Source organism: Bradyrhizobium sp. CCBAU 11357 (genome assembly GCF_028128865.1).
Taxonomy (GTDB): domain Bacteria; phylum Pseudomonadota; class Alphaproteobacteria; order Rhizobiales; family Xanthobacteraceae; genus Bradyrhizobium.
Window position 1 is genome coordinate 102,152 of record NZ_LBJW01000111.1, and the last position, 20,581, is coordinate 122,732.

The window sequence follows — 20,581 nt, forward strand, 5'->3', positions numbered from 1 at the left end:
TGGAACGGTGTCCAGGGACTTACAATCTCCTCATTCCGCGCTAAACAGGGTCGGTCAACAAGGGACCCTCGATGCCACTTGCCGCCGCGCCACGCCTGCTGACCGCCTTAGCTCTCGCCATCGCTCTCTCCGCCTGCTCGGCGCGCTACCAGAATCCGGTGGCGATGGGCGGCGATGATGACGACGCGGTGTGCCAGAGCCGCGGCTACGCCCAGGGCTCGCCGGAATACGTGGCCTGCCGCAAGGATCGCGACGTTCAGCGCAACGCCGCCACCGCGCGCGCCGATCGCCGCCAGCGCGATCTCGGCGAGTACATGTTGAACAATCCACAGCGGCCGTAGGCGCAGCTCGGTCCGTAGCCGGATGCATTGCTGACGAAACAAAAACGCGGCAGGTTTTCCTGCCGCGTTTTGCTTTGTGTTCGATCGCGAACGAAGAGCGGAGTCTTACTCCTCCTCTTGGTCCTGCTTCTTTCCGCCGAGCGTCTTCAGCTTGGCGAACACGGCGTCGACGTTGAGGTCGTCGCTCGATCGCTCGGCAGGCTCGAACTCGTCTTTCTTGGTGGTCTCGGACGCCGGCAGCAGGGTGGCGCCGCCATAGGCTGCGTCGATCGGCTTTTCCTTCGCCGCGCGCTGCACCTCGAAATCGAGCTCGATCTGCGAGCACAGGCCGAGGGTGACCGGGTCGATCGGGGTCAGCGACGAGGTGTTCCAGTGGGTACGGTCGCGCACGCTGGCGATCGTGCTCTTGGTGGTGCCGACCAGGCGCATGATCTGGGCGTCCTTGAGCTCCGGATGGTTGCGCAGCAGCCAGAGGATGGCGCTCGGGCGCTCATGGCGGCGCGAGACCGGGGTGTAGCGCGGGCCCTTGCGCTTGGGCTGGGGCGGCAGCACCACCTTGCTCTCCTGGAGGCGGAGCCGGTAGTCCGGGTTCTTCTCGCCCTTCTCGATCTCCTCGCGGGTCAGCTGGCCGTTGGAGAGGGGATCCATGCCCTTGATGCCCTGGGCGGCGTCGCCGTCGGCGATGGCGCGCACCTCGAGGGGATGCATCTTGGTGAAATCGGCGACCTGGTCGAAGGTCAGCGCGGTGTTGTCGAGCAGCCAAACGGCGGTCGCCTTGGGCATCAGAGGTGCGTTGCTCATGGCAAATCTCCTTTGTGCTTCGCCCACCCCTCTGGAGGCGAAACCGGTGGTCATCAGCGATGACAGGGAATTCGCGCTATATAAGCCCGGAGGGGGTAGCCATGCAATGGTTCTGCTATAGATAGTGCCTTGACACCGCCCGAAAGGGGGCCCAATTCCCTTTGAACCGCTGTAGGGTTCAAGCCGACAGTTTTAAGCCTAATTCCCAATCCATCGACCGCCCCCGCCAGAAGGCGAAACGGGTGATTCGGTCCCGAGATCGCTCAATGTCAGCCAAACCAGACCTCAAGATCGTGCTTTGTTCTCCCCGCGGCTTTTGTGCCGGGGTGGTCCGGGCGATCGACACCGTGGAACGGGCGCTCGATAAATACGGTGCCCCCGTCTATGTTCGCCACGAGATTGTGCACAACAAGTACGTCGTCGATGGGTTGAAGAAGAAGGGCGCCATCTTCGTCGAGGAGCTCGCCGAAATCCCCGAAAACACCACCGCCCCGGTGGTGTTCTCGGCCCATGGCGTGCCGAAGTCGGTTCCGGCCGACGCCCAGTCCCGCAACCTGTTCTCGCTGGATGCAACCTGCCCGCTCGTGACCAAGGTGCATCGCGAGGCCGCGATCCACTTCAAGCGCGGCCGCGAGATCTTCCTGATCGGCCATTCCCACCATCCCGAGGTGGTCGGCACGCTCGGCCAGCTGCCGCCCGGCGCCGTGACCCTGATCGAGACCGCCGAGGATGCCAAGACCATCACGCCGAAGGATCCCAACAACCTCGCCTTCGTGACCCAGACCACGCTGTCGATCGACGACACCGCGGAGATCGTCGCACTCCTCAAGGAGCGCTTCCCGAACATCAACGGGCCGCACAAGGAAGACATCTGCTACGCCACCACCAACCGCCAGCTCGCGGTGAAGAAGGTGGCGCCGGTGGTGGACGCGCTCATCGTCGTCGGTGCCCCCAATTCGTCGAACTCGCAGCGCCTGCGCGAGGTTGCCGAGCGCGAGGGCTGCAAGATCGCGGTGCTGGCGCAGCGCGCCGCCGACCTCGACTGGGGCAGGTTCGGCAACATCAAGAGTCTCGGCATCACGGCGGGCGCGTCCGCGCCGGAGGTGATCGTCGAGGAGATCATGGACGCCTTCGCCGAGCGCTACACGCTGCACGTGGAGACGGTCTCGGCCGCGGAGGAGAACGAGTTCTTCCCGCTGCCGCGTCAGGTGCGCCCCGAAGCTGCCGCCGAGTAGACCTTTATGGCGGTCTACACCGACGTCGCCGCCGACGAGCTTGCGGATTTCCTGAAGCAATACGATCTCGGCGAATTGCTCTCCTACAAGGGCATCGCCGAGGGCGTCGAAAACTCCAACTTCCTGCTGCACACGAGCAAAGGCTCGTTCATCCTCACGCTCTACGAAAAGCGCGTGGCGAAGAACGATCTGCCGTTCTTCCTCGGACTGATGACGCACCTCGCCGAGCACGGCGTCAATTGTCCGCTGCCCGTGCGGGGACGCGACGGCGAGACGTTGCGCGAGCTCGCAGGCCGGCCCGCCGCGATCATCACCTTTCTCGAAGGCGTCTGGCCGCGCAAGCCGAACGCGACCCATTGCGCCGGGGTCGGCGAGGGGCTGGCCCGGATGCATCTGGCCGGCGCCAATTTCGCGGTTCGGCGCGCCAATGCGCTGTCGGTCGCGGGCTGGCGGCCGCTGTTCGATGCGGCTTCGAACCGTGCCGACGAGGTGCAGCCGGGGCTGCGCGCCTTCCTCGCCGCCGAGCTCGAGCATCTCTCGAGCGGGATCTGGCCGAGCAACCTGCCCGAAGGCGTGATCCATGCCGACCTCTTCAACGACAACGTCTTCTTCCTCGGCGACAAGCTCTCGGGGATCATCGACTTCACCTTCGCCTGCTACGACATGCTGGCCTATGACGTCGCGATCTGCCTCAACGCCTGGTGCTTCGAGCCGGATCATTCCTTCAACGTCACCAAGGCGCGCGCCTTCCTCAACGCCTATGGCCGCGTGCGCCAGCTGAGCGAAGCCGAAGAGGCCGCGCTGCCGCTGTTGGCGCGCGGCGCCGCCATCCGCTTCCTGCTGACGCGGCTGGTCGACTGGCTCAACGTGCCGCCGGGCGCGCTGGTCAAGCCGAAGGACCCGCTGGAATATGTTCGCAAGCTGCGCTTCCACCAGAGTGTTACGAGCGTGCGCGACTACGGGCTGACGCCGTCGGGGCTGGTGGCGTGAGCGAGCTTCCCAATGTCACGATCTATACCGACGGCGCTTGCTCGGGAAATCCCGGGCCGGGCGGCTGGGGCGCGATCCTGAAGTTCGGCGACAAGGAGAAGGAGCTGAACGGCGGCCAGCCGCACACCACCAACAACCAGATGGAATTGATGGCGGCGATCTCGGCGCTCGAAGCGTTGAAGAGGCCGTGCACGGTCGATCTCTATACCGACAGCCAGTATGTCCGGCAGGGCATCACCGGCTGGATCTTCGGCTGGAAGCGCAACGGCTGGCGCACCGCCGACAAGAAGCCGGTGAAGAACGTCGAGCTATGGCAACGCCTCGACGCCGCGCTGAAGCAGCACGAAGTCCGCTGGCATTGGGTCAAGGGCCACGCTGGCCACCCCGAGAACGAGCGCGCCGATCAGCTCGCTCGCGACGGTATCGCCATGGCGCGGTTGCAGCAGCGGGTGAGGGAGTAGGGGGCTGTCGTCGCCTCATTCTCAACTGTCATCGCCCGGCTTGACCGGGCGATCCAGTACTCCGAGACGCTTGTATCAGCCGAGAGGCTTCGGCGTACTGGATGCCCCGCTTTCGCGGGGCATGACAGTTTCATATGTGGCTAGGAGCTAGGCTCACAGCTGCCCGAGCAGCGTATCGCCGCCCGACACCTCGACTTTGCCGGGCATTGCCTCGAGGTTCAGCTTCTTGACCACGCCGTCCTCGATCAGCATCGAATAGCGCTTGGAGCGGATGCCGAGGCCGTTGGCGGAGGCGTCCAGCTCCATGCCGATCGCCTTGGTGAAGTCGGCATTGCCGTCGGCGAGGAAGATCGCCTCGTCGCGCTGGTCGGTGTCGCGCTTCCAGGCGTTCATGACGAAGGCGTCGTTGACCGAGACGATGGCGATGGTGTCGACGCCCTTGTCCTTCATGGCATAGGCGTTGAGGAAGATGCTCGGCAGATGCATCTTGTGGCAGGTGCCGGTATAGGCGCCGGGCACCGCGAACAGCGCCACCTTCTTGCCCTTGAAGACGTCGTCGGTGGTCTTCACCTGCGGGCCTTCCGCCGTCATCACGCGGAATTTCGCCTCGGGCAGCTTGTCGCCAATCTGGATCGCCATCGTCGTTTCTCCATGGAAATGGGCCGGGGGCTGTTCTAGAGCATTTTACCGCCGGAGGGAAACGGCTTCACCGCGCTGTGATGAGGCGACGGTCGCAATTTTCTCGTCATTGCGAGGAGCTCTTGCGACGAAGCAATCCAGACTGTCTCTGCGGAAATAACTCTGGATTGCTTCCGCCTTCGCCAAAGGCTTCGGCGGACAAGTCGCTACGCTCGCAATGACGATGGGGCGCTGGGCGCGCCCCATCAAGCCGAGAGGCGCGCCTTTAAGCCGCTTCCGCCTTCTTCTCGTCGCGGAGCTGCCGGCGCAGGATCTTGCCGACATTGGTCTTCGGCAGGTCGTTGCGGAATTCGATGTGCTTGGGCACCTTGTAGCCGGTGAGCTGCTCGTGACAGAACTTGATCACGGCTTCGGCGGTGAGGTTCGGGTCCTTCTTCACGACGAAGGCCTTCACCGCTTCGCCGGACTTGGAATCGGGGATGCCGATCACGGCGCATTCGAGCACGCCCGGATGGCTCGCGATCACTTCCTCGATCTCGTTCGGATAGACGTTGAAGCCCGAGACCAGGATCATGTCCTTCTTGCGGTCGACGATCTTGGTGTAGCCCTTCTCGTCCAGCACGCCGATGTCGCCGGTGCGGAAAAAGCCGTCCGCGGTCATCACCTTGGCGGTCTCCTCCGGCCTGTTCCAGTAGCCGGACATCACCTGCGGGCCCTTGGCGCAGATCTCGCCGGCCTGGCCGAGCGGGACTTCGTTGCCGTCATCGTCGCGGATCGAGATGTAGGTCGAGGGCACCGGGATGCCGATCGTCCCGGTGAACTCGGTTGCCGTCGCCGGGTTGCAGGTCAGCGTCGGCGAGGTCTCCGACAGGCCGTAGCCTTCGGCGATGAAGCAGCCGGTGATCGCCTTCCATTGGTCGGCCACGGGGCGCTGCACCGCCATGCCGCCGCCGTTGGAGATCTTCAGCTTGGAGAAGTCGAGCTTCTTGAAGTCGGGATGGTGCATCAAGCCGTTGTAGAGCGTGTTCACGGCCGGGAAGCTGTTGACCTGGTATTTCGCCAGCTCCTTGACGAAGCCGGGGATGTCGCGCGGGTTCGGGATCAGCAGGTTGCAGCCGCCGGCGCGCACCGCAAGCAGATAACAGGCCGTCAGCGCGAAGATGTGATAGAGCGGCAGCGCGCAGACGATCATGAGCTGCTCGACATGCGGCGGCGCATTGAGCGCCGGCTGCAGCCAGGCGTCGTTCTGCAGGACGTTCGCGACGATGTTGCGATGAAGCAGCGTGGCGCCCTTGGAGACGCCGGTGGTGCCGCCGGTATATTGCAGGAAGGCGACGTCACCCGGCGACAGCTTCGGCTTGTTGAACGTCATGCCGCGGCCGGCGGATAGCGCGTCGTTGAAGGAGACCGAGCCTGGCAGCGACCAGGCCGGGACCATCTTCTTGACCCGGCGGACGACGAGGTTGACGATCACGCCCTTGAAGCCGAGCAGGTCGCCCATGCTGGCGACGATGACGTGCTTCACCTGCGTTCTCGCGATCACCTGCTCGACGGTGTGAGCGAAGTTCTCCAACACGATGATGGCTTCGGCGCCGGAATCCTTGAGCTGGTGCTCGAGCTCGCGCGGGGTATAGAGCGGGTTGACGTTGACCACCGCGAAACCGGCGCGCAGCACGGCGGCGGTTGCGACCGGATATTGCAGCACGTTCGGCATCATGATGGCGACACGCGCGCCGCGCTGCAGCCCGCGGCCTTGCAAGTACGCGGCGAGCGCGACCGACATCTGGTCGAGGTCGCGATAGCTGATCGACTTGTCCATGCAGATGAACGCCTTGCGGTCGGCGAACTTGGTGAAGCTCTCCTCCAGCAGGTCGACCAGCGATGCGTATTGCGTCGGCTCGATATCGGCGGGCACGCCGGGCGGATATTGCTTGAGCCAGATGCGCTCCATGGAAGACTCCCCTCATTGACCAGGGCCCGTTGTCCTCGGGCTTGCCTCGTTGCCGCCAGTATCCAGCTTGCCGGAACGGGTGGCAAGCCATCGTGGCTTAGGGCAAAGGTCGGGGTGTCGCTACTGGAATCGTCGCAAAACCGCGCTGCCGCAGGTGCGAAGCGCGGGCTGGCTCAATCCGGGAGGCGTTAACTGTTGTTCGCCGGCTTGGCGGCAGCGGCCGGCTTCGCAGCCTTGGGCTTGGCGGGCTTGGCGGCCTGATCGCCGCTTGCAGGCCTCTCGGCAGGTTTGGCCGCATCGGGCTTGGCCGCAGCATGCTTGGCGCCGGCCGGCTTGGCAGCGGCCGGTTTGGCTGCGGTTTTGCCGTCGCCCCTGCCGTCAGCCTGCTTGGCGTCGGGCTTCGCCGCCGCGGTCTTCGTACCGGCGTCCTTGTTGCTGTCTTTGGGCTTGTCGGCGGCATCCGGCTTCTTGGCGACGCGCGACTTCTTGCCACGCGGCTTGGACGCGGCCTGCTGGTCGGCATCGGCCGCGACCGCGGCGATCAGGGCCGTGCCGGTGCGGGTCGGGCCGGTATAGACCTGCACGGGCTCTGTGGCCGCGGGGGCCGAGGCCATCAGCTCGGAAGCCTTCATCAGCGGCGGCTGCAGGCCGGCCGTGAAGAAGGTGAACTGGGCGGCGCCGCCGGTGGCGGAGGCGGATCCGGTCGCGCCGCCATTGGCCGCAATCAGCGCATCGTCGTCGTCGCTGGCCGGCCGCTTGCGGTTGGGTCCGCACATCTCGTCGCGCAGGTTCGGCGGCGTGGCATCGACCGGCACGAGATTGTCGACGGTGCCGAGCGAGGGGCGCAGCCAGGTGAGGTTGTCCTGAGCGAAGCCGCGCTCCAGCAGCTGCGCCGCCTTCACCGCGCGCGCCGTGCCGGAATTGGCGCCGAGCACCACCGCGATCAGCCGGCGGCCGTTGCGCGTGGCCGAGGCGACAAGGTTGTAGCCGGAGGCGCAGATGAAGCCGGTCTTGAACCCATCGGCGCCGGGATAGCGGCCGATCAGCTTGTTGAAATTGCCGGTGACGCGCTTGCCGAAGCGGATCGCCGGGATGTGCACGAAGTACTCGTATTCCGGCAGGTCGCGCAGGAACGAGCGCGCCAGAATGCCGAGGTCGCGCGCCGAGGTGACCTGGCCTTCGGCGGGCAGGCCGTTCGGATTGACGTAGCTCGTCTGCGTCATGCCGAGCTTCCTCGCGGTGTCGTTCATCACCGCGGAGAAGCCGTCGACCGAGCCGCCGACGCCTTCGGCGAGCACCACGGCCATGTCGTTCGCCGACTTGACCATCATCATCTTCAGCGCGTTGTCGACGGTGACCTGCGTTCCCGGGCGGAACCCCATCTTCGAGGGCGATTGCGAGGCCGCGGTCGGCGACACCGTGAGCAGCGTGTCGAGCGTCAGCCTGCCGTCCTTGACCGCCTTCAGCGTCACATAGGCTGTCATGATCTTGGTGACGGAGGCCGGATACCAGGGAATGGTCGCGTTTTCGGCCTGCAACACCTTGCCGCTGTCGGCCTCGATCAGCAGGAGCGCTTCGGCGTCCGCCGCGCGCGGTGCGAGCAACGCGGCACAGGCGAGGGTCGCAGCGACCAGGTTGAACAGGGATTTGCGAAGCAGCGGGCGAAGGGCGTGCACTATCCGATTCCGGTCCTTGGAGATCCGCGCCCGAGAGGGTCGGTTCTCGTGATCTGATTGTCGGTTCTGAAATCCAGCGCCGCCGCTTGCGGCGTCGCAAACCTATACCGGCTGGTGCGTCGAGAATAGGGGCTTCGGGCGGGTATTCCGCAACGAAGTAGGCCGAATTTCGACGGTCCTCTCGGGACTTGCTAGGGGGATTTGGCAGCTGTCGCGGCAGCCTCGGCGGCCGTCACGCTGGCCCGTGCGTTCTCCTGCACCATGAACTGGGCCTTGGCCATCTCGGCAAAATGGCCGCCTTTGGCCACGAGTTCATCGAAAGTTCCGGTTTCGATCACGCGTCCATTCTCGAACACCAGGATCCGGGTGGCGTTGCGGATGGTGGAGAGGCGATGGGCGATCACGAAGGTGGTGCGGCCCCTCATCACTTCGTCGAGAGCGGCATTCACCTTCACCTCGGTGACGGCGTCGAGCGCGGAGGTCGCCTCGTCCAGGATCAGGATCGGCGGGTCCTTCAGCAGGGCGCGGGCGATCGACAGCCGCTGCCGTTCGCCGCCGGAGAGCATGCGGCCGCGCTCGCCGGCATTGGTCTCGAAACCGCCGCTGCGCTCGATGAATTCCAGCGCCTGCGCGCGCTCCGCCGCCTTGCGCATCTCGGCCTCGGTCGCATCCGGCTTGCCGACGCGCAGATTCTCCGCGATCGAGCGGTTGAACAGCAGTGCTTCCTGGAACACCACGCCGATGTTCCGCCGCAGCGAGGTCAGCGTGACGCCGCGCACGTCCATGCCGTCGATCTTGATGACGCCGGATTGCGGATCGAAGGCGCGATGCAGGAGCGCAATCGCGGTCGACTTGCCGGCGCCAGTTGGGCCGACCAGGGCAATGGTTTGGCCCGGCAGCGCGGTGAAGGTGAGGTCCTCGATCGCCGGCCGCTTGCCGTCATAGGAGAACGTGACGTCGTTGAACTCGACGAGGCCCGACAGCCTGCCGGCATCGATTGCGTCGGGCCGGTCGTGCACCGCGGGCACGGCGTCGAGCACATTGAAGAACTCGCGCAGGCGCGGGGCTTCCATGAACACGCTGTTGATGAAGCTCACCACCTGCTCGAGCTTCTGGATCAGCAGCGTCGCGAAGCTCACGAACATCACGATCTCGCCGACCGAGGTCAGGCCCTGGTCGTGCAGCGCGATACCGAGGGTGAAGATCGCCAGCACCGTGATGGTGGTGGACGCGCGCGTGATCACCGTGACCAGCGCCCACCACGACAGCACCGGCATCTGCGCGGCCAGCAGCTCGTCGGCGACCGAGCGCAGTCCTTTGACCTCGGATTCGACGCGCACGAAGCTCTGCACCAGCGCGACGTTGCCGAGCGCGTCCGACGCGCGCGCGGAGAGCTCGCTGTAATGCTCCTCGACCTCCATCTGCATGCCGAAGGTCTTGCGCACAACGAAGGTGGTCAGGCCAGTGAAGACGATGCAGAGCACGAACAAGAGGATCGCCAGCCGCCAGTTCAGGTAGAGCGACAGCGGCAGCAGCACCAGGACCGAAAGGATCGCGGCAAAATGCTCGCGGAAGAAGCCGAGCCACAGCCGCCACAGCGCGTCCGTGCCGTTGAGCATGACCTTCATCAGCCGGCCGGAATGGGTGCCGGAGTGGAAGGTCAACGGCAGCTGCAGGATGTGCTCGAAATAATCGGTCAGCACCGCCTGGCGCTGGCGATGCGAGAGCCGGTCGGCCTGCAAGGCCACCAGCGCGCTGCAGACGATGGTGAACAGCCCGAACGCGACCCAGGCGGCCAGGAACGGCCAGGCCGAGCTCGAGCCGGCCACGGCCTTGCCCGAGAGTACGTCGACGATCCGGCCGAACAGCACCGGCTCGGCGAACTGCGATCCCGCCAGCAGGAGGTTGGCGACCGCGAGCACCCAGCCGAGCCGCGCCTCCTTGCCGAGCAGCTCGAGAACGCGGGTGTAGAGACGGAGAATGGACATGTGGGCGAGGGACTCGGCGACGAGGGAGCCCACATTCTAAGCAGGGACCGCCGCGAGATACAGCGCAAGCTTGCAGTTTTGCTCAGTTGATCAGCCGCTCTGCCAGCGGCGGCAGGAACTGGTCGTCGAAGACGTCGCGAGCCCTCGGCCGTTTGCGGAATTTGAAGTCCTGCGCGATCTGATCGATCGAGCGCTCCAGGCGCGCCGGCTCGATGCCGCCGAGACCCTTGCGCTTGACCTCGTCGGTCAGGATGTTGTCGGCAAGGACGGCGTGCAGGCGCTCCAGCTCCAGAATGCGGTCGCCGTCGTCGATGCGGCTCGCGGCCTCCTCCGCCGCCCGCGCCGGCTCCCTGGCCGTCGCTTTGATGCCCGCGATCAAGGCGCGGACGAAGCCCCTCACGGCATCCGGCTTCAACGCGGCGAAGCCGGGGTTGGCCACCACGGCAAAGCCGTAGGCTTCGCAGCCGTAGTCGGCGTAGCGCAGCACGACGAGATCGGCTTCAGGCACGCCGCGATCGCGCAGGTTCACCGCCGAGAGGTAGCTGAAGCCGGCGACGGCATCGACTTGTCCTGCGGACAGGATCGGCTCGCGCACCGCGGCGCCGATCTTGTGGAATTTGACGTGCGATGCCGTGATGCCGTTCTGCTGCGCCAGTGCCGGCCACAGCCGCATCGATAGATCGCCGTCGGCAACGCCGACGGTCTTGCCGTCGAGATCGGGCAGGACGCGGACACCGCGGCTCCTGCGCGCGACGATCGCGTAAGGCGCGCGGTCGAACAGCACGAACACGGCCTTGACCGGCGCCGCGTCGTCCTTGTCACGAAAGCGGATCAGCTCGTTGATGTCGACGAGCGCAAGCTCGCTGTCGCCTTTGGCGATGCGTGCGAGCGCCTCCGGCGATCCGCTCGCGCTGTTGAAGGAGACGTTGAGACGCTCGGCGCCGAACCTGCCGTCCTTCGCCGCAAGGAAGAACGGCGCCATGCTCGCATCGATCGGACGGTCGAAGGTGAAGTGGAGGGCAGTCGAGGGGGTGCCGCTCTCGGCCGCAATGGCCTTGCGCACACTCAATGCGGCGAACGAGATTGCAAGGGCCAGCAGGCACTGAAGGGCGATCGTCTTGAATCCGGACATCGGTCGCGCCGGCCCCGCATTGTTATGGTTTCGTGACGGCTTGCAGCGCCGGCCCGCGACGAGCGTGCGCGCGCGAACATGAACGGCGGATGAGCGGGCTTGCGGCATCGTTACGCAACCTCGTTCAGCTTGTGTTGGGGTTGGGGAACCTACTTAGGGGGCGAGTGTTTGACAGACATCAGCCTGTCGTCAGGCACAATCAGAGGTCCCAAGGAGGGTCCAGATCATGTTTGACAGCTTTTCGAAGTTCGTCGGCCGCAAGGCCGTTCTTGCCACGGCTGCCGTGGTGGCCCTGACCGCCGCTGCCCCCAGCGCCTCTTACGCGGGCGGTCGTCATTGGCATGGCGGTGGTGGCGGCGCCGCCGCTGCTGCGATGTTCGGCCTGGCCGCGACCGGCCTCGCGATCGCAGCCAGCCGCAATGCCTACGCCTATGATCCGGGTCCGGTTTACTATTACGAGGGCGGCCCGGCCTATTACAGCGGCCCCGGCTATGGTCCCTATTATTACGACTCGGGCAACCGCTACACCTATGGCGGCTACAAAAACCCCTGCGCCCACGGCTATTCCGGCTATAGCTGCTATTAACCGATCGGCCATACGTCATCGGCGAACAGGCCGTCGCGCTTGCCGCGGCGGCTTGTTTTTTGCTTATATTGCCGCGTGTTAACACGCCGGCCATTTGTTTCGAGTAGTTTTGAGTACCATGAGTGATTCGCTTGAGCGGCTATATCTGGCTGTGCTCGCGGCCAGAGATCTTGATCCGGCAACATCGCGCACAGCCCGGCTGTTTCAGCGTGGGCCCTCAAAAATGGCGAAGAAACTGGCCGAAGAAGCCATCGAGGTCGTCATCGACGCGGTCAATGGCGACAGTGAGGCCGTGATCCGGGAAAGCGCCGACCTGCTCTACAATCTCACCGTGCTGTGGGCTTCGGCCGGAGTACGCCCTGAGGACGTCTGGCGGGAAATGACGCGGCGGGAGGACATGCTCGGAATTGCCGAGAAACTGCCGAAGTCGCCGGCGAAATTGCCCAAAGTCGCGTCACCGCGCATGGCCTCGCGGCGGCCTATTGTCGCGCTTGACGGCCGCGCCGCGCGCAAGCGCCACTAGAAACGTCACAAATCGCTTAAAAACTGGCGATGGACAAATCCGTCCCATGGTGCTTCATCGCGGCGCCATGCTGAAACGTATCTACGACTGGTGCATCGACGCCGCCCACAAGCCCTACGCGCTCTGGATCATGGGCATCGTGTCTTTCGCCGAAAGCTCCTTCTTTCCGGTCCCGCCGGATGTGATGCTGATCCCGATGTCGCTGGCGCGCCCGCAGCGCGCCTGGGTGTATGCAACGGTCTGTACCATCACCTCGGTGATCGGCGGCGTCGTCGGCTATGCCATCGGCGCGCTGCTGTTCGACTCGGTCGGCCAATGGCTGATCCAGGTCTACGGCCTCGGTGACAAGGTCGACGCCTTCAGGGCCTCCTATGCCGAATGGGGGGCGGTGATCATCCTGCTCAAGGGATTGACGCCGATCCCCTACAAGCTCGTCACCATCACCTCGGGCTTTGCCGGCTACAACATCATCCTGTTCATCCTGTGCTCGATCGTCGCGCGCGGCGGGCGCTTCTTCGTCGTCGCGATCCTGCTCAACCGCTATGGCGACTGGATCCGGGTTCGGATCGAGAAGCATCTCGGTCTCTGGGTTGCGATCGGGGCCGCGGTGCTGGTGCTCGGCTTCGTCATTGCGGTCAAGCTGATCTAGGGCGGCGGCTTTGCCGCCGCGCTGGCTTCGGTTACGGTTGCCGTCATGATGGTTCGATCCGGCAATCCGGCCGCACGGTCTGGGACGCTGATGTCAGCTGCGTTGCTGCTCCTTCTCGCTGCCGGCGGAACAGCCCGGCCGCAATCCGCCCTGCCGACGCTCGGCCTTCGGGAGCAGGGGGCGCAGGCCGCCCCGCCGCCGTCGACGCCCGCTCCATCGGCGCCGCCGGCAGCTGAGGAGAATCCCGGGCTGATCAACGAAATGGGCAAGCTGTTCGACAAGCTGCCCTCGATCCTGCCGCCGATCAAAAGCCCCAGCGAAACCATGAACGACCTGTCGCGGCTGGCCAAGCCCTCGACCATGGTGTCGGGGCGCGTGATCTGCCCGGTCTCTGCGAACGGCGCGCCCGACTGCAAGCAGGCGGCCGACCAGCTCTGCCAGGGCAAGGGCTACAAGGAAGGCAAGAGCCTGAACGCCGATTCCGCGGAAAAATGCTCCGCCAAGGTCCTGATCCCCGGCCGGCAACGTAAGCCGGACGACTGCCGCACCGACACTTTCGTGACCAGCGCGCTGTGCCAGAACTGAAGGCCCTCGCGCGAGAACCAAGGAGCGCCCATGAGCCGCACGGAGCAGGACTTCCTCGGACAGCGTGAGATCGCCGACGACATCTATTACGGCGTCCAGACCATCCGGGGTAAGGAGAACTTCCACATCACCGGCATTCCGATGAACCAGGAGCCTTACTTCGTGAAGGCGCTCGGTTACGTCAAGAAGGCCGCCGCGATGGCCAACCGCGATCTCGGCGCGATCGACGCCAAGGTCGCGGACGCCATCATCCTCGGCTGCGACCGCGTCATAGCCGGCGACATGATGGACCAGTTCGTCACCGACTTCATCCAGGGCGGCGCCGGCACCTCGACCAACATGAACGCCAACGAGGTGATCGCCAACCTCGCGCTGGAATCGCTCGGGTTCAACAAGGGCGACTACCAGCACGTCAGTCCGAACGATCACGTCAATTACGGCCAGTCCACCAACGACACCTATCCGACCGCCTTTCGCCTCGCCCTGATCCTGCGGCTCGAGAGCTACATGACGGCGCTACGCCAGCTCCAGGAAGCCTTTTTCGCCAAGGGGCGCGAGTTCGACCGGGTGCTGAAGATGGGGCGCACGCATCTGCAGGATGCGGTGCCGATGTCGCTCGGCGCGGAATTCCGGGGCTGGGGCACCACGATCGGCGAGGAGGTCGACCGTATCTCGGAAGCGCGCGCGCTGCTGCGCGAGATCAATCTCGGCGCCACCGCGATCGGCACCTCCGTCACGGCGGCGGTCGGTTATCCCAAGCTCGCCGTCCGCCACCTCAGCGCGCTCACGGGTGTCGATTTCATCCTAGCCGGCGATCTCGTGGAGGCGACCTCCGACACCGGCGCCTATGTGCAGCTCTCCGGCGTGCTGAAGCGCACCGCGAGCAAGCTGACGAAGATCTGCAACGACATCCGCCTGCTCGCCTCCGGCCCGCGCGCCGGCTTGAACGAGATCAACCTGCCGCAGCTTCAGCCGGGCTCCTCGATCATGCCGGGCAAGGTCAATCCGGTCATTCCCGAGGTCGTCAACCAGACCAGCTTCCTCGTGATCGGCCTCGATACGACGGTGACGCTGGCGGCAAGCGCCGGCCAGCTTCAGCTCAACGTGATGGAGCCGGTGATCTCGTTCGCGCTGTTCTTCTCGATCCGCACCATGGAGCGCGCGGTCAACAGCCTGCGCGAGAATTGCGTCGTCGGCATCACCGCCAACGAGGAGCACACCCGCAACATGGTGCTGAACTCGCTCGGCATCGTCACCGTGCTGAAGCCGCTGCTCGGCTACAAGCAATGCGCCGAGATCGCGCGCGAAGGCTACAAGAGCGGCAAGTCGCTGCACCAGATCGTCGTGGCCGAGCGCAAGCTGCTGACGCAGGAGAAGTGGGACGAGATGTTCTCGTTCGAGCGGCTGATCAATCCGGATTTGATCGGGTAGGCGACGGTCTCTCCTCTCGTCATTCCGGGGCGACGCGCAGCGTCGAGCCCGGAATCCATCGCGCCTCAGCGCGAATAGGGAAATGGATTCCGGGCTCGCGCTTCGCGCGCCCCGGAATGACGGAGAGGAATTCCGCTGCTTGGAATTGCGGCAGCGGCATCCGCCACGGCGCCAAAACGCAATACTTGACCGTGGAAAGATTGCCTTGTTGGTATGGCTCCCAGCTTTCAATTCGACCGGCCAACAAAGGATCGTTCCGCAATGTCCATGCCTGCCTTGTTCAAGGGGCGCCTGTCGATCCCCGTGATCGGCTCGCCGCTCTTCATCATCTCGGTGCCCGATCTCGTGATCGCGCAGTGCAAGGCGGGTGTGGTCGGCTCGTTTCCGGCGCTGAATGCGCGGCCGCCCGCGCTGCTCGACGAATGGCTGGCGCGGATCACCGAAGAGCTCGCGGCCCATGACCGCGCCCATCCCGACAGGCCGTCGGCGCCGTTCGCGGTGAACCAGATCGTGCACAAGTCGAACAACCGGCTCGATCACGACATGCAGCTCTGCGCCAAGTACAAGGTGCCGATGATCATCTCCTCGCTCGGCGCCCGCGAGGAGCTGAACCAGGCCGTGCACGGCTGGGGCGGCATCGTCTTCCACGACGTGATCAACCAGAAATTCGCGCACAAGGCGATCGAGAAGGGGGCCGACGGTTTGATCCTGGTCGCGGCCGGCGCCGGCGGCCATGCCGGCACCATCTCGCCGCTGGCCTTCGTGGCCGAGACGCGCAAGTGGTTCGACGGCCCGATCGCGCTGTCGGGCGCGATCGGCAACGGCAAGGCGATCCGCGCCGCGCGCGTCTTGGGGGCCGACTTCGCCTATATCGGCTCGGCCTTCATCGCGACCAAGGAGGCCAATGCGGTCGAGAAGTACAAGGAGATGATCGCCGGCGCGAGCGCCGACGACATCGTCTATTCCAACCTCTTCACCGGCGTGCACGGCAATTATCTGAAGCCTTCGATCCTGGCCGCAGGCATGGACCCGGAAAACCTGCCGACGTCCGATCCCTCCAAGATGAACTTCGGCACCGACGCCTCAGGCGAGCGCGCCAAGCCGAAGGCCTGGAAGGAGATCTGGGGAAGCGGCCAGGGCATCGGCAGCGTCGAGGGCATCGTGCCCGCCGCCGAGCTGATCGCGCGCTTCAAGAAGGAATACGACGAAGCGATCGATCCGCCGCTGTGATCGCTCTCGTGTCCCGGACGCGCTGCAGCGTGCAACGCTGCCGCGCAGAGCCGGGACCCACCGCCGCAACGCATGGACCCCGGATCAGCAGCGCACCGCTACGCGCTGCGCAGCGTCCGGGGAACGTCAACTGAGACCGATTGAAACGATGCACCCCATCTACCGCGTCGACGGCAACAACGTCGTCACCAGCCCCGATGCGGCCGGCCCCTGGGACCGGCGCATGCAGCACGGCTCGGCACCGGCATCGCTGGTGACGTGGGCGGCTGAGCGCATCCCGACAGCGGCGCCGATGGACGTCGCGCGCGTGACCATCGATCTGATGCGCCCGGTGCCGGTGGCGCCGCTCACGATCGCGACCGAGGTCTTGCGCGAGGGCCGCAAGATCCAGCTCTGCGGAATCAAGCTGCTCGCCGATGGCGTGCAGGTGGTCGGCGCCACCGTGCTGAAGATCAGGCGCCAGGAGCTGACGCTGCCGGACGAGGTCGAGGAGCTGCCAGTCACGTTGCCCGCGCCGGAGGAATCATTGGTCGAGGACGGTCACGCCGCCACCAGCCCGTTCGTGCGATCGGTCTCGATGCGCGCCGCGCGCGGCCGCTTCGGCCAGGCCGGCGCCGGTGCGATCTGGTTTCGCGTCGACCATCCGCTGATCGAAGGCGAGGCCATCTCGCAGGCGATGCGCGCCGTGGTCGCTGCCGACTTCTCCAACGGCACCGCCTCGACGCTCGACTTTCGCGCCTGGACCTACATCAACGCCGACCTCACCGTGAGCTTTGCGCGCCAGCCGGTCGGCGAGTGGATCCTGCTCGACGGCGATTCCTGGATCGGCCCCGACGGCGCGGGCCTTGCGATGTCGCGCCTCGCCGACCGTCAGGGCTATTTCGGGCGCGCGGTGCAGAGTCTGGTGATCGAGAAGCGGTGAGCGTGACGGCGGGGCCGCGATCGCTCCTTCCGAATGAACGGCAGGCTTCCGCCGCCGCGGAAGGGATGCTCGGCATCCTGCCAGTTCACACACCGTAGAAGATCTTGATCCCCCACAGCACCACGATGATAGCCGTGATCAACGTAATCGCGGCGACCGCACTTTCCAGGGAAGCGACTCTCATTTCACTCTCCGCTTCCCCAGCCCCGTCAGCGGTCTAGTTGATTCCCTGATTCGCCGGCAATTGCGCGGGCATCGTCGCCGTAGACTCCGTTGCGTGCTGTGGTGCCGGAGCAACAATGACACTGTAGAATTCCGGAGTATTTGCTCTACCATCCGGTACTGCCCGCTCCAGAAGCCGGCGCGCAGCACCTTTGCCACAAGCCGGGGACGACGCTGGCACAGAGACTGCGGGAGGACACGAAACGCCCGCGAGAGGGAGGCACGCATGCCATCGGATCGACTGCAACGCTTCCGCGATCGTCTCGCGCTGCCGCTGATCGCGGCGCCGATGTTTCTGGTCTCAGGCGTCGAGCTCATGGTCGCGGCCTGCCGCAACGGGGTGATCGGCAGCTTCCCCACGGCGAATTGCCGTGGCGCGGACCAGCTCGATGAATGGCTGACCGCGATCGAGACGCGCTTGCGCCGGTACGAAGATCAGGCCGGCCGCAAGGCCGCGCCGCTTTGTCCGAATCTGATCGTGCACCGCTCCAATGCGCGGCTGGAGCAGGATCTTGCCGTGCTGCTGCGGCACAGGCCGGAGATCGTCATCACATCGGTCGGCTCGCCCGCGCCCGTGTTGAAGCCGCTGCACGACGCCGGGGCGCTGGTGCTGGCGGACGTCGGTTCCATTCGCCATGCCGAACGCGCGGCAGAAGCAGGCGCCGACGGGCTGGTGCTGCTCACCGCGGGCGCGGGCGGGCAGACCGGCTGGCTCAACCCGTTCGCTTTCGTCCGCGCGGTGCGCGCGTTCTATGACGGCATCATCGTGCTCGCCGGCGGCATCGGCGACGGCTGCGCGCTGCACGCGGCAGAAGTGCTCGGCTGCGATCTCGCCTATATGGGCACCAAGTTCATCGCAACGCGCGAGAGCATGGCCGACGAGCGTCACAAGCAGATGCTGGTCGAGAGCAGCGCCGACGACATCTTGCTCACCACCGCGTTCACGGGACTTCAGACCAGCATGCTGAGGCCGTCCATTATGGTCGCCGGGCTCGATCCCGACGATCTGCCGGCGCGCGGCGCGATCGATATCACTGAGGATATCGACGTCGCCGCGCGCGAAAGCCGTCCCAAGCGCTGGCGCGACGTCTGGAGCGGCGGGCATTCGACCTCTGGTGTCACCGAGGTGCTCGCGGTCGACGATCTCGTCGCGCGGACCGTCGCGGAATATCACCGGGCGGGTGGGCGGTAGGTCTTCGCCTCTCCAAAGAACGCCGGTGCATCGCACACGGTTAATCCCGCATGCCTCCAGTCCGCCCCACTTAACGGCGGATTAACCATCGCCAGCCAAGAATCCCCCTCGTGGCCGCCAATCAGGACGAGAGGACAGGCGATGGACTTCAATTATCTCAACAGCAAGACGGCTGCGACCATGGACGAGATCCGCGTCCGCGTCGCCCACGCACTGGCCCGCCACCCCCTGTGCCGCAACGTCCGCTTCGACATCGTCAGCGTCCCCCAGACCCGCCGCGGCGGCAATTGGACGGTGACGCTGCAATCGGTCGAGCCGCGTGCAGTCTGGGAGGCCTCGGAGATCGTGGCCGACATCCAGGACGCCTATGATCTTGCGGCGGCGGCCTGATTTCGTTGGGATTTCCGGGCGATGTCGCCGTAGTCCGCGCGATTGCCGCCGCATTGGCACGGTTCAGCCTTAATTATCGCCCAGTTACCGGGCAGTGATCACGTGGACTTGAAGTCGGACGCGGAGAGACGTTTGTCCAAAGCCATCACCATCGTCGCGCTGACCTGTTTCCTCGTCCTCGGCGCCGCCACAGCCGCCATCCTCGGCCGCGACAGCGTTCCCAGCGTCAGCGCCGAGATGATCGCCGCGACGCCCCCGCCCAAGCCGCTCGCGACCAACCGCGCCGCCAAGGCCGACCGCCTGGTTCCGACGCTCGCACTGGCCTCGGCCGCGATCGAGCCGGTCCAGGTCGCCGCCGACAAGCTGGCGCAGGCACCGGTCCTGACCGAGCCGCTGCGTCAGGCCTTCGCCGCCGCCACGCCCTCCGATTTCCCGATGCCGAAGGCGAGCGCGCACGAGGCGCCTGCTACTGCCGAGGTTCCGGCCGTCGAAGTTCCGGCCAAGCCGAAAGTCGTCGCCAAGCCGCAGCCGCAAAAATCCTATTCGCTGCTGTCCGACGTGCAGATCGCGGGCATCAGGGATCGCCTGAAACTCTCCTCGTCGCAGGAATATTACTGGCCCTCGGTCGAGACCGCGCTGCGCAACGTTGCCCGCAGGATGCAGGCGAACAGGCTGTCGAATCCGAATGCGCCGCCCAGCGCGCAGATCGATCCGAATTGCGACGAGGTGCAGCAGCTGAAGTCGGCCGCGATGCCGCTGTTGTTCCAGCTTCGCGACGACCAGAAGGAAGAAGTGCGCAAGCTCGCCCGCCTGATCGGGCTCGAAAAGGTCGCACAGCAGATCTGAACCGCGCGGTTCCTTGTCGAGGAGCCGCGGCCATCAGGAACATCTGGCAATCCCCACGCGTTGCCCGCTCCAAAAGAGGGAGTGGATGAATGCGCGCCTCGACAGCCTATTTTGTCGGTGCCGGAACCATCATCGCGGCCATCGCCATTGGTCTCGGTGGCGGTATCGTTGCCGGTAACATCATGAATCCCGTGGCGTCCAAGCAGGGGCCGGACACCAGCAAGGTGGCGCAGCGCATGGCGACATCAGCTCCGGCGACGACGAACGCTCCCTCCGAGCGCGTGAACTATCTCACCGGCTCGCAAGCCTTCGGCGCGATGATCGCAGCGCCCGCGCAGGCCGAAGCAAAGCCTGAAGCCGCAAAGCCCGACACGCAAGCGACGCAGGCGAATGCTGGGCCGGCGGCGCCGCAGCCCTCGCAGGCCGCCGCCGTCGAGCCGCCCAAGGAGCCGCCCAAGCCCGCCCCTGCATCGTCGCCACTGGCCGCAAAGCCTGCCGAGCAGCAGGCTGCGACGGAGCCGTCGTCCTCCTCGAGCAACGCCTATGCCAAGGCGAGGGATTCCGACGTGAAGCGCGCGGCGTCCGAACGGCGCCGAGCCGAGCGTCGCGAGCGCTGGGCCGAGCGCCGCTATTATTACGAGTCCCGCGAGCCGCGCGGCATGCGCGACCGCACCGATTGGGATGACGTCGCACGCAATATCCGCGAGGATTCGGATGCGCGCGATGTCGCGAGCCGGCCGCGTGGCGGCTTCCCCCAGATCAAGCTGTTCGGGCCTGACGACGATTAGCGT

The 20,581-nt window shown here is 65.4% G+C and carries 22 protein-coding genes; 15 read left to right on the forward strand and 7 right to left on the reverse strand.

Features of this window, described 5'->3' with window-relative positions; translation table 11 throughout:
• Window positions 1–71: 71 nt before the first annotated feature.
• Window positions 72–341, forward strand: coding sequence for a hypothetical protein (locus XI05_RS32570; RefSeq protein WP_271509560.1), 270 nt, complete (start codon window positions 72–74; stop codon window positions 339–341).
• Between the two features lie 105 nt (window positions 342–446).
• On the opposite strand, the gene XI05_RS32575 is transcribed toward XI05_RS32570, so the two are convergent.
• On the reverse strand, window positions 447–1,142 hold the full coding sequence (locus tag XI05_RS32575) for a DUF1013 domain-containing protein (RefSeq protein WP_172785110.1): 696 nt from the start codon (window positions 1,140–1,142) through the stop codon (window positions 447–449).
• Between the two features lie 266 nt (window positions 1,143–1,408).
• Between XI05_RS32575 and ispH the strand changes: the two genes are divergently transcribed.
• Genes ispH through rnhA form a run of 3 tightly spaced genes read left to right on the forward strand, consistent with a single transcriptional unit; the run spans window position 1,409 to window position 3,828 of the window.
• Window positions 1,409–2,377, forward strand: a complete 969-nt coding sequence (ispH, locus tag XI05_RS32580; RefSeq protein ID WP_172785109.1) for a 4-hydroxy-3-methylbut-2-enyl diphosphate reductase — start codon at window positions 1,409–1,411, stop codon at window positions 2,375–2,377.
• A gap of 6 nt (window positions 2,378–2,383) precedes the next feature.
• Entirely contained in the window at window positions 2,384–3,367 is a 984-nt protein-coding gene (locus tag XI05_RS32585; protein ID WP_271509562.1) for a homoserine kinase, read from the forward strand.
• Complete coding sequence (gene rnhA / locus XI05_RS32590; protein ID WP_212254030.1) at window positions 3,364–3,828, forward strand: ribonuclease HI; 465 nt, start codon at window positions 3,364–3,366, stop codon at window positions 3,826–3,828. Before XI05_RS32585 ends, rnhA begins: the two co-directional genes overlap by 4 nt.
• Before the next feature lie 153 nt (window positions 3,829–3,981).
• Here rnhA and XI05_RS32595 read toward each other — a convergent pair whose 3' ends face one another.
• The 5 genes from XI05_RS32595 to XI05_RS32615 form a co-directional block, all read right to left on the reverse strand.
• Window positions 3,982–4,467, reverse strand: a complete 486-nt coding sequence (locus XI05_RS32595) for a peroxiredoxin (RefSeq protein ID WP_172785106.1) — start codon at window positions 4,465–4,467, stop codon at window positions 3,982–3,984.
• 265 nt (window positions 4,468–4,732) lie between these two features.
• The gene (locus XI05_RS32600; RefSeq protein WP_271509564.1) at window positions 4,733–6,418 is read right to left on the reverse strand and encodes a long-chain fatty acid--CoA ligase; all 1,686 of its coding nucleotides are present in this window, start codon (window positions 6,416–6,418) and stop codon (window positions 4,733–4,735) included.
• A gap of 188 nt (window positions 6,419–6,606) precedes the next feature.
• Window positions 6,607–8,094, reverse strand: a complete 1,488-nt coding sequence (locus XI05_RS32605; RefSeq protein ID WP_271509565.1) for a D-alanyl-D-alanine carboxypeptidase family protein — start codon at window positions 8,092–8,094, stop codon at window positions 6,607–6,609.
• Between the two features lie 191 nt (window positions 8,095–8,285).
• Complete coding sequence (locus XI05_RS32610) at window positions 8,286–10,082, reverse strand: glucan ABC transporter ATP-binding protein/ permease (protein WP_271509567.1); 1,797 nt, start codon at window positions 10,080–10,082, stop codon at window positions 8,286–8,288.
• 82 nt (window positions 10,083–10,164) lie between these two features.
• Window positions 10,165–11,214, reverse strand: a complete 1,050-nt coding sequence (locus tag XI05_RS32615; RefSeq protein ID WP_271509569.1) for an ABC transporter substrate-binding protein — start codon at window positions 11,212–11,214, stop codon at window positions 10,165–10,167.
• Between the two features lie 226 nt (window positions 11,215–11,440).
• On the opposite strand from XI05_RS32615, the gene XI05_RS32620 reads away from it, so the two are divergent.
• The 5 genes from XI05_RS32620 (at window position 11,441) to XI05_RS32640 (ending at window position 14,988) form a co-directional block, all read left to right on the forward strand.
• Entirely contained in the window at window positions 11,441–11,800 is a 360-nt protein-coding gene (locus XI05_RS32620; protein ID WP_271509570.1) for a hypothetical protein, read from the forward strand.
• A 118-nt stretch (window positions 11,801–11,918) separates the two neighbouring features.
• Window positions 11,919–12,323, forward strand: a complete 405-nt coding sequence (hisE, locus tag XI05_RS32625) for a phosphoribosyl-ATP diphosphatase (RefSeq protein ID WP_057028251.1) — start codon at window positions 11,919–11,921, stop codon at window positions 12,321–12,323.
• 46 nt (window positions 12,324–12,369) lie between these two features.
• The gene (locus tag XI05_RS32630) at window positions 12,370–12,972 is read left to right on the forward strand and encodes a YqaA family protein (protein WP_172785100.1); all 603 of its coding nucleotides are present in this window, start codon (window positions 12,370–12,372) and stop codon (window positions 12,970–12,972) included.
• Between the two features lie 45 nt (window positions 12,973–13,017).
• Entirely contained in the window at window positions 13,018–13,557 is a 540-nt protein-coding gene (locus XI05_RS32635) for a hypothetical protein (protein WP_271509572.1), read from the forward strand.
• A gap of 30 nt (window positions 13,558–13,587) precedes the next feature.
• The gene (locus XI05_RS32640) at window positions 13,588–14,988 is read left to right on the forward strand and encodes an aspartate ammonia-lyase (RefSeq protein ID WP_271509573.1); all 1,401 of its coding nucleotides are present in this window, start codon (window positions 13,588–13,590) and stop codon (window positions 14,986–14,988) included.
• Window positions 14,989–15,007: 19 nt separating this feature from the next.
• On the opposite strand, the gene XI05_RS32645 is transcribed toward XI05_RS32640, so the two are convergent.
• Window positions 15,008–15,232, reverse strand: a complete 225-nt coding sequence (locus tag XI05_RS32645) for a hypothetical protein (protein ID WP_271509575.1) — start codon at window positions 15,230–15,232, stop codon at window positions 15,008–15,010.
• Window positions 15,233–15,249: 17 nt separating this feature from the next.
• Between XI05_RS32645 and XI05_RS32650 the strand changes: the two genes are divergently transcribed.
• The 6 genes from XI05_RS32650 (at window position 15,250) to XI05_RS32675 (ending at window position 20,578) form a co-directional block, all read left to right on the forward strand.
• Window positions 15,250–16,218 carry an NAD(P)H-dependent flavin oxidoreductase gene (locus XI05_RS32650; RefSeq protein WP_271509577.1) on the forward strand — a complete coding sequence of 323 codons (969 nt, stop codon included), beginning with the start codon at window positions 15,250–15,252 and terminating at the stop codon, window positions 16,216–16,218.
• A gap of 148 nt (window positions 16,219–16,366) precedes the next feature.
• Window positions 16,367–17,140, forward strand: coding sequence for a thioesterase family protein (locus tag XI05_RS32655; RefSeq protein WP_271509579.1), 774 nt, complete (start codon window positions 16,367–16,369; stop codon window positions 17,138–17,140).
• A 448-nt stretch (window positions 17,141–17,588) separates the two neighbouring features.
• Entirely contained in the window at window positions 17,589–18,554 is a 966-nt protein-coding gene (locus XI05_RS32660; protein WP_271509581.1) for an NAD(P)H-dependent flavin oxidoreductase, read from the forward strand.
• Window positions 18,555–18,695: 141 nt separating this feature from the next.
• A complete protein-coding gene (locus tag XI05_RS32665; RefSeq protein WP_172785094.1) occupies window positions 18,696–18,944 on the forward strand; it encodes a hypothetical protein in 249 nt (82 codons plus the stop codon).
• 132 nt (window positions 18,945–19,076) lie between these two features.
• Window positions 19,077–19,790, forward strand: coding sequence for a hypothetical protein (locus tag XI05_RS32670; RefSeq protein ID WP_271509584.1), 714 nt, complete (start codon window positions 19,077–19,079; stop codon window positions 19,788–19,790).
• Window positions 19,791–19,879: 89 nt separating this feature from the next.
• Window positions 19,880–20,578 carry a hypothetical protein gene (locus XI05_RS32675; RefSeq protein WP_271509587.1) on the forward strand — a complete coding sequence of 233 codons (699 nt, stop codon included), beginning with the start codon at window positions 19,880–19,882 and terminating at the stop codon, window positions 20,576–20,578.
• The last annotated feature ends 3 nt before the right edge of the window (window positions 20,579–20,581 follow it).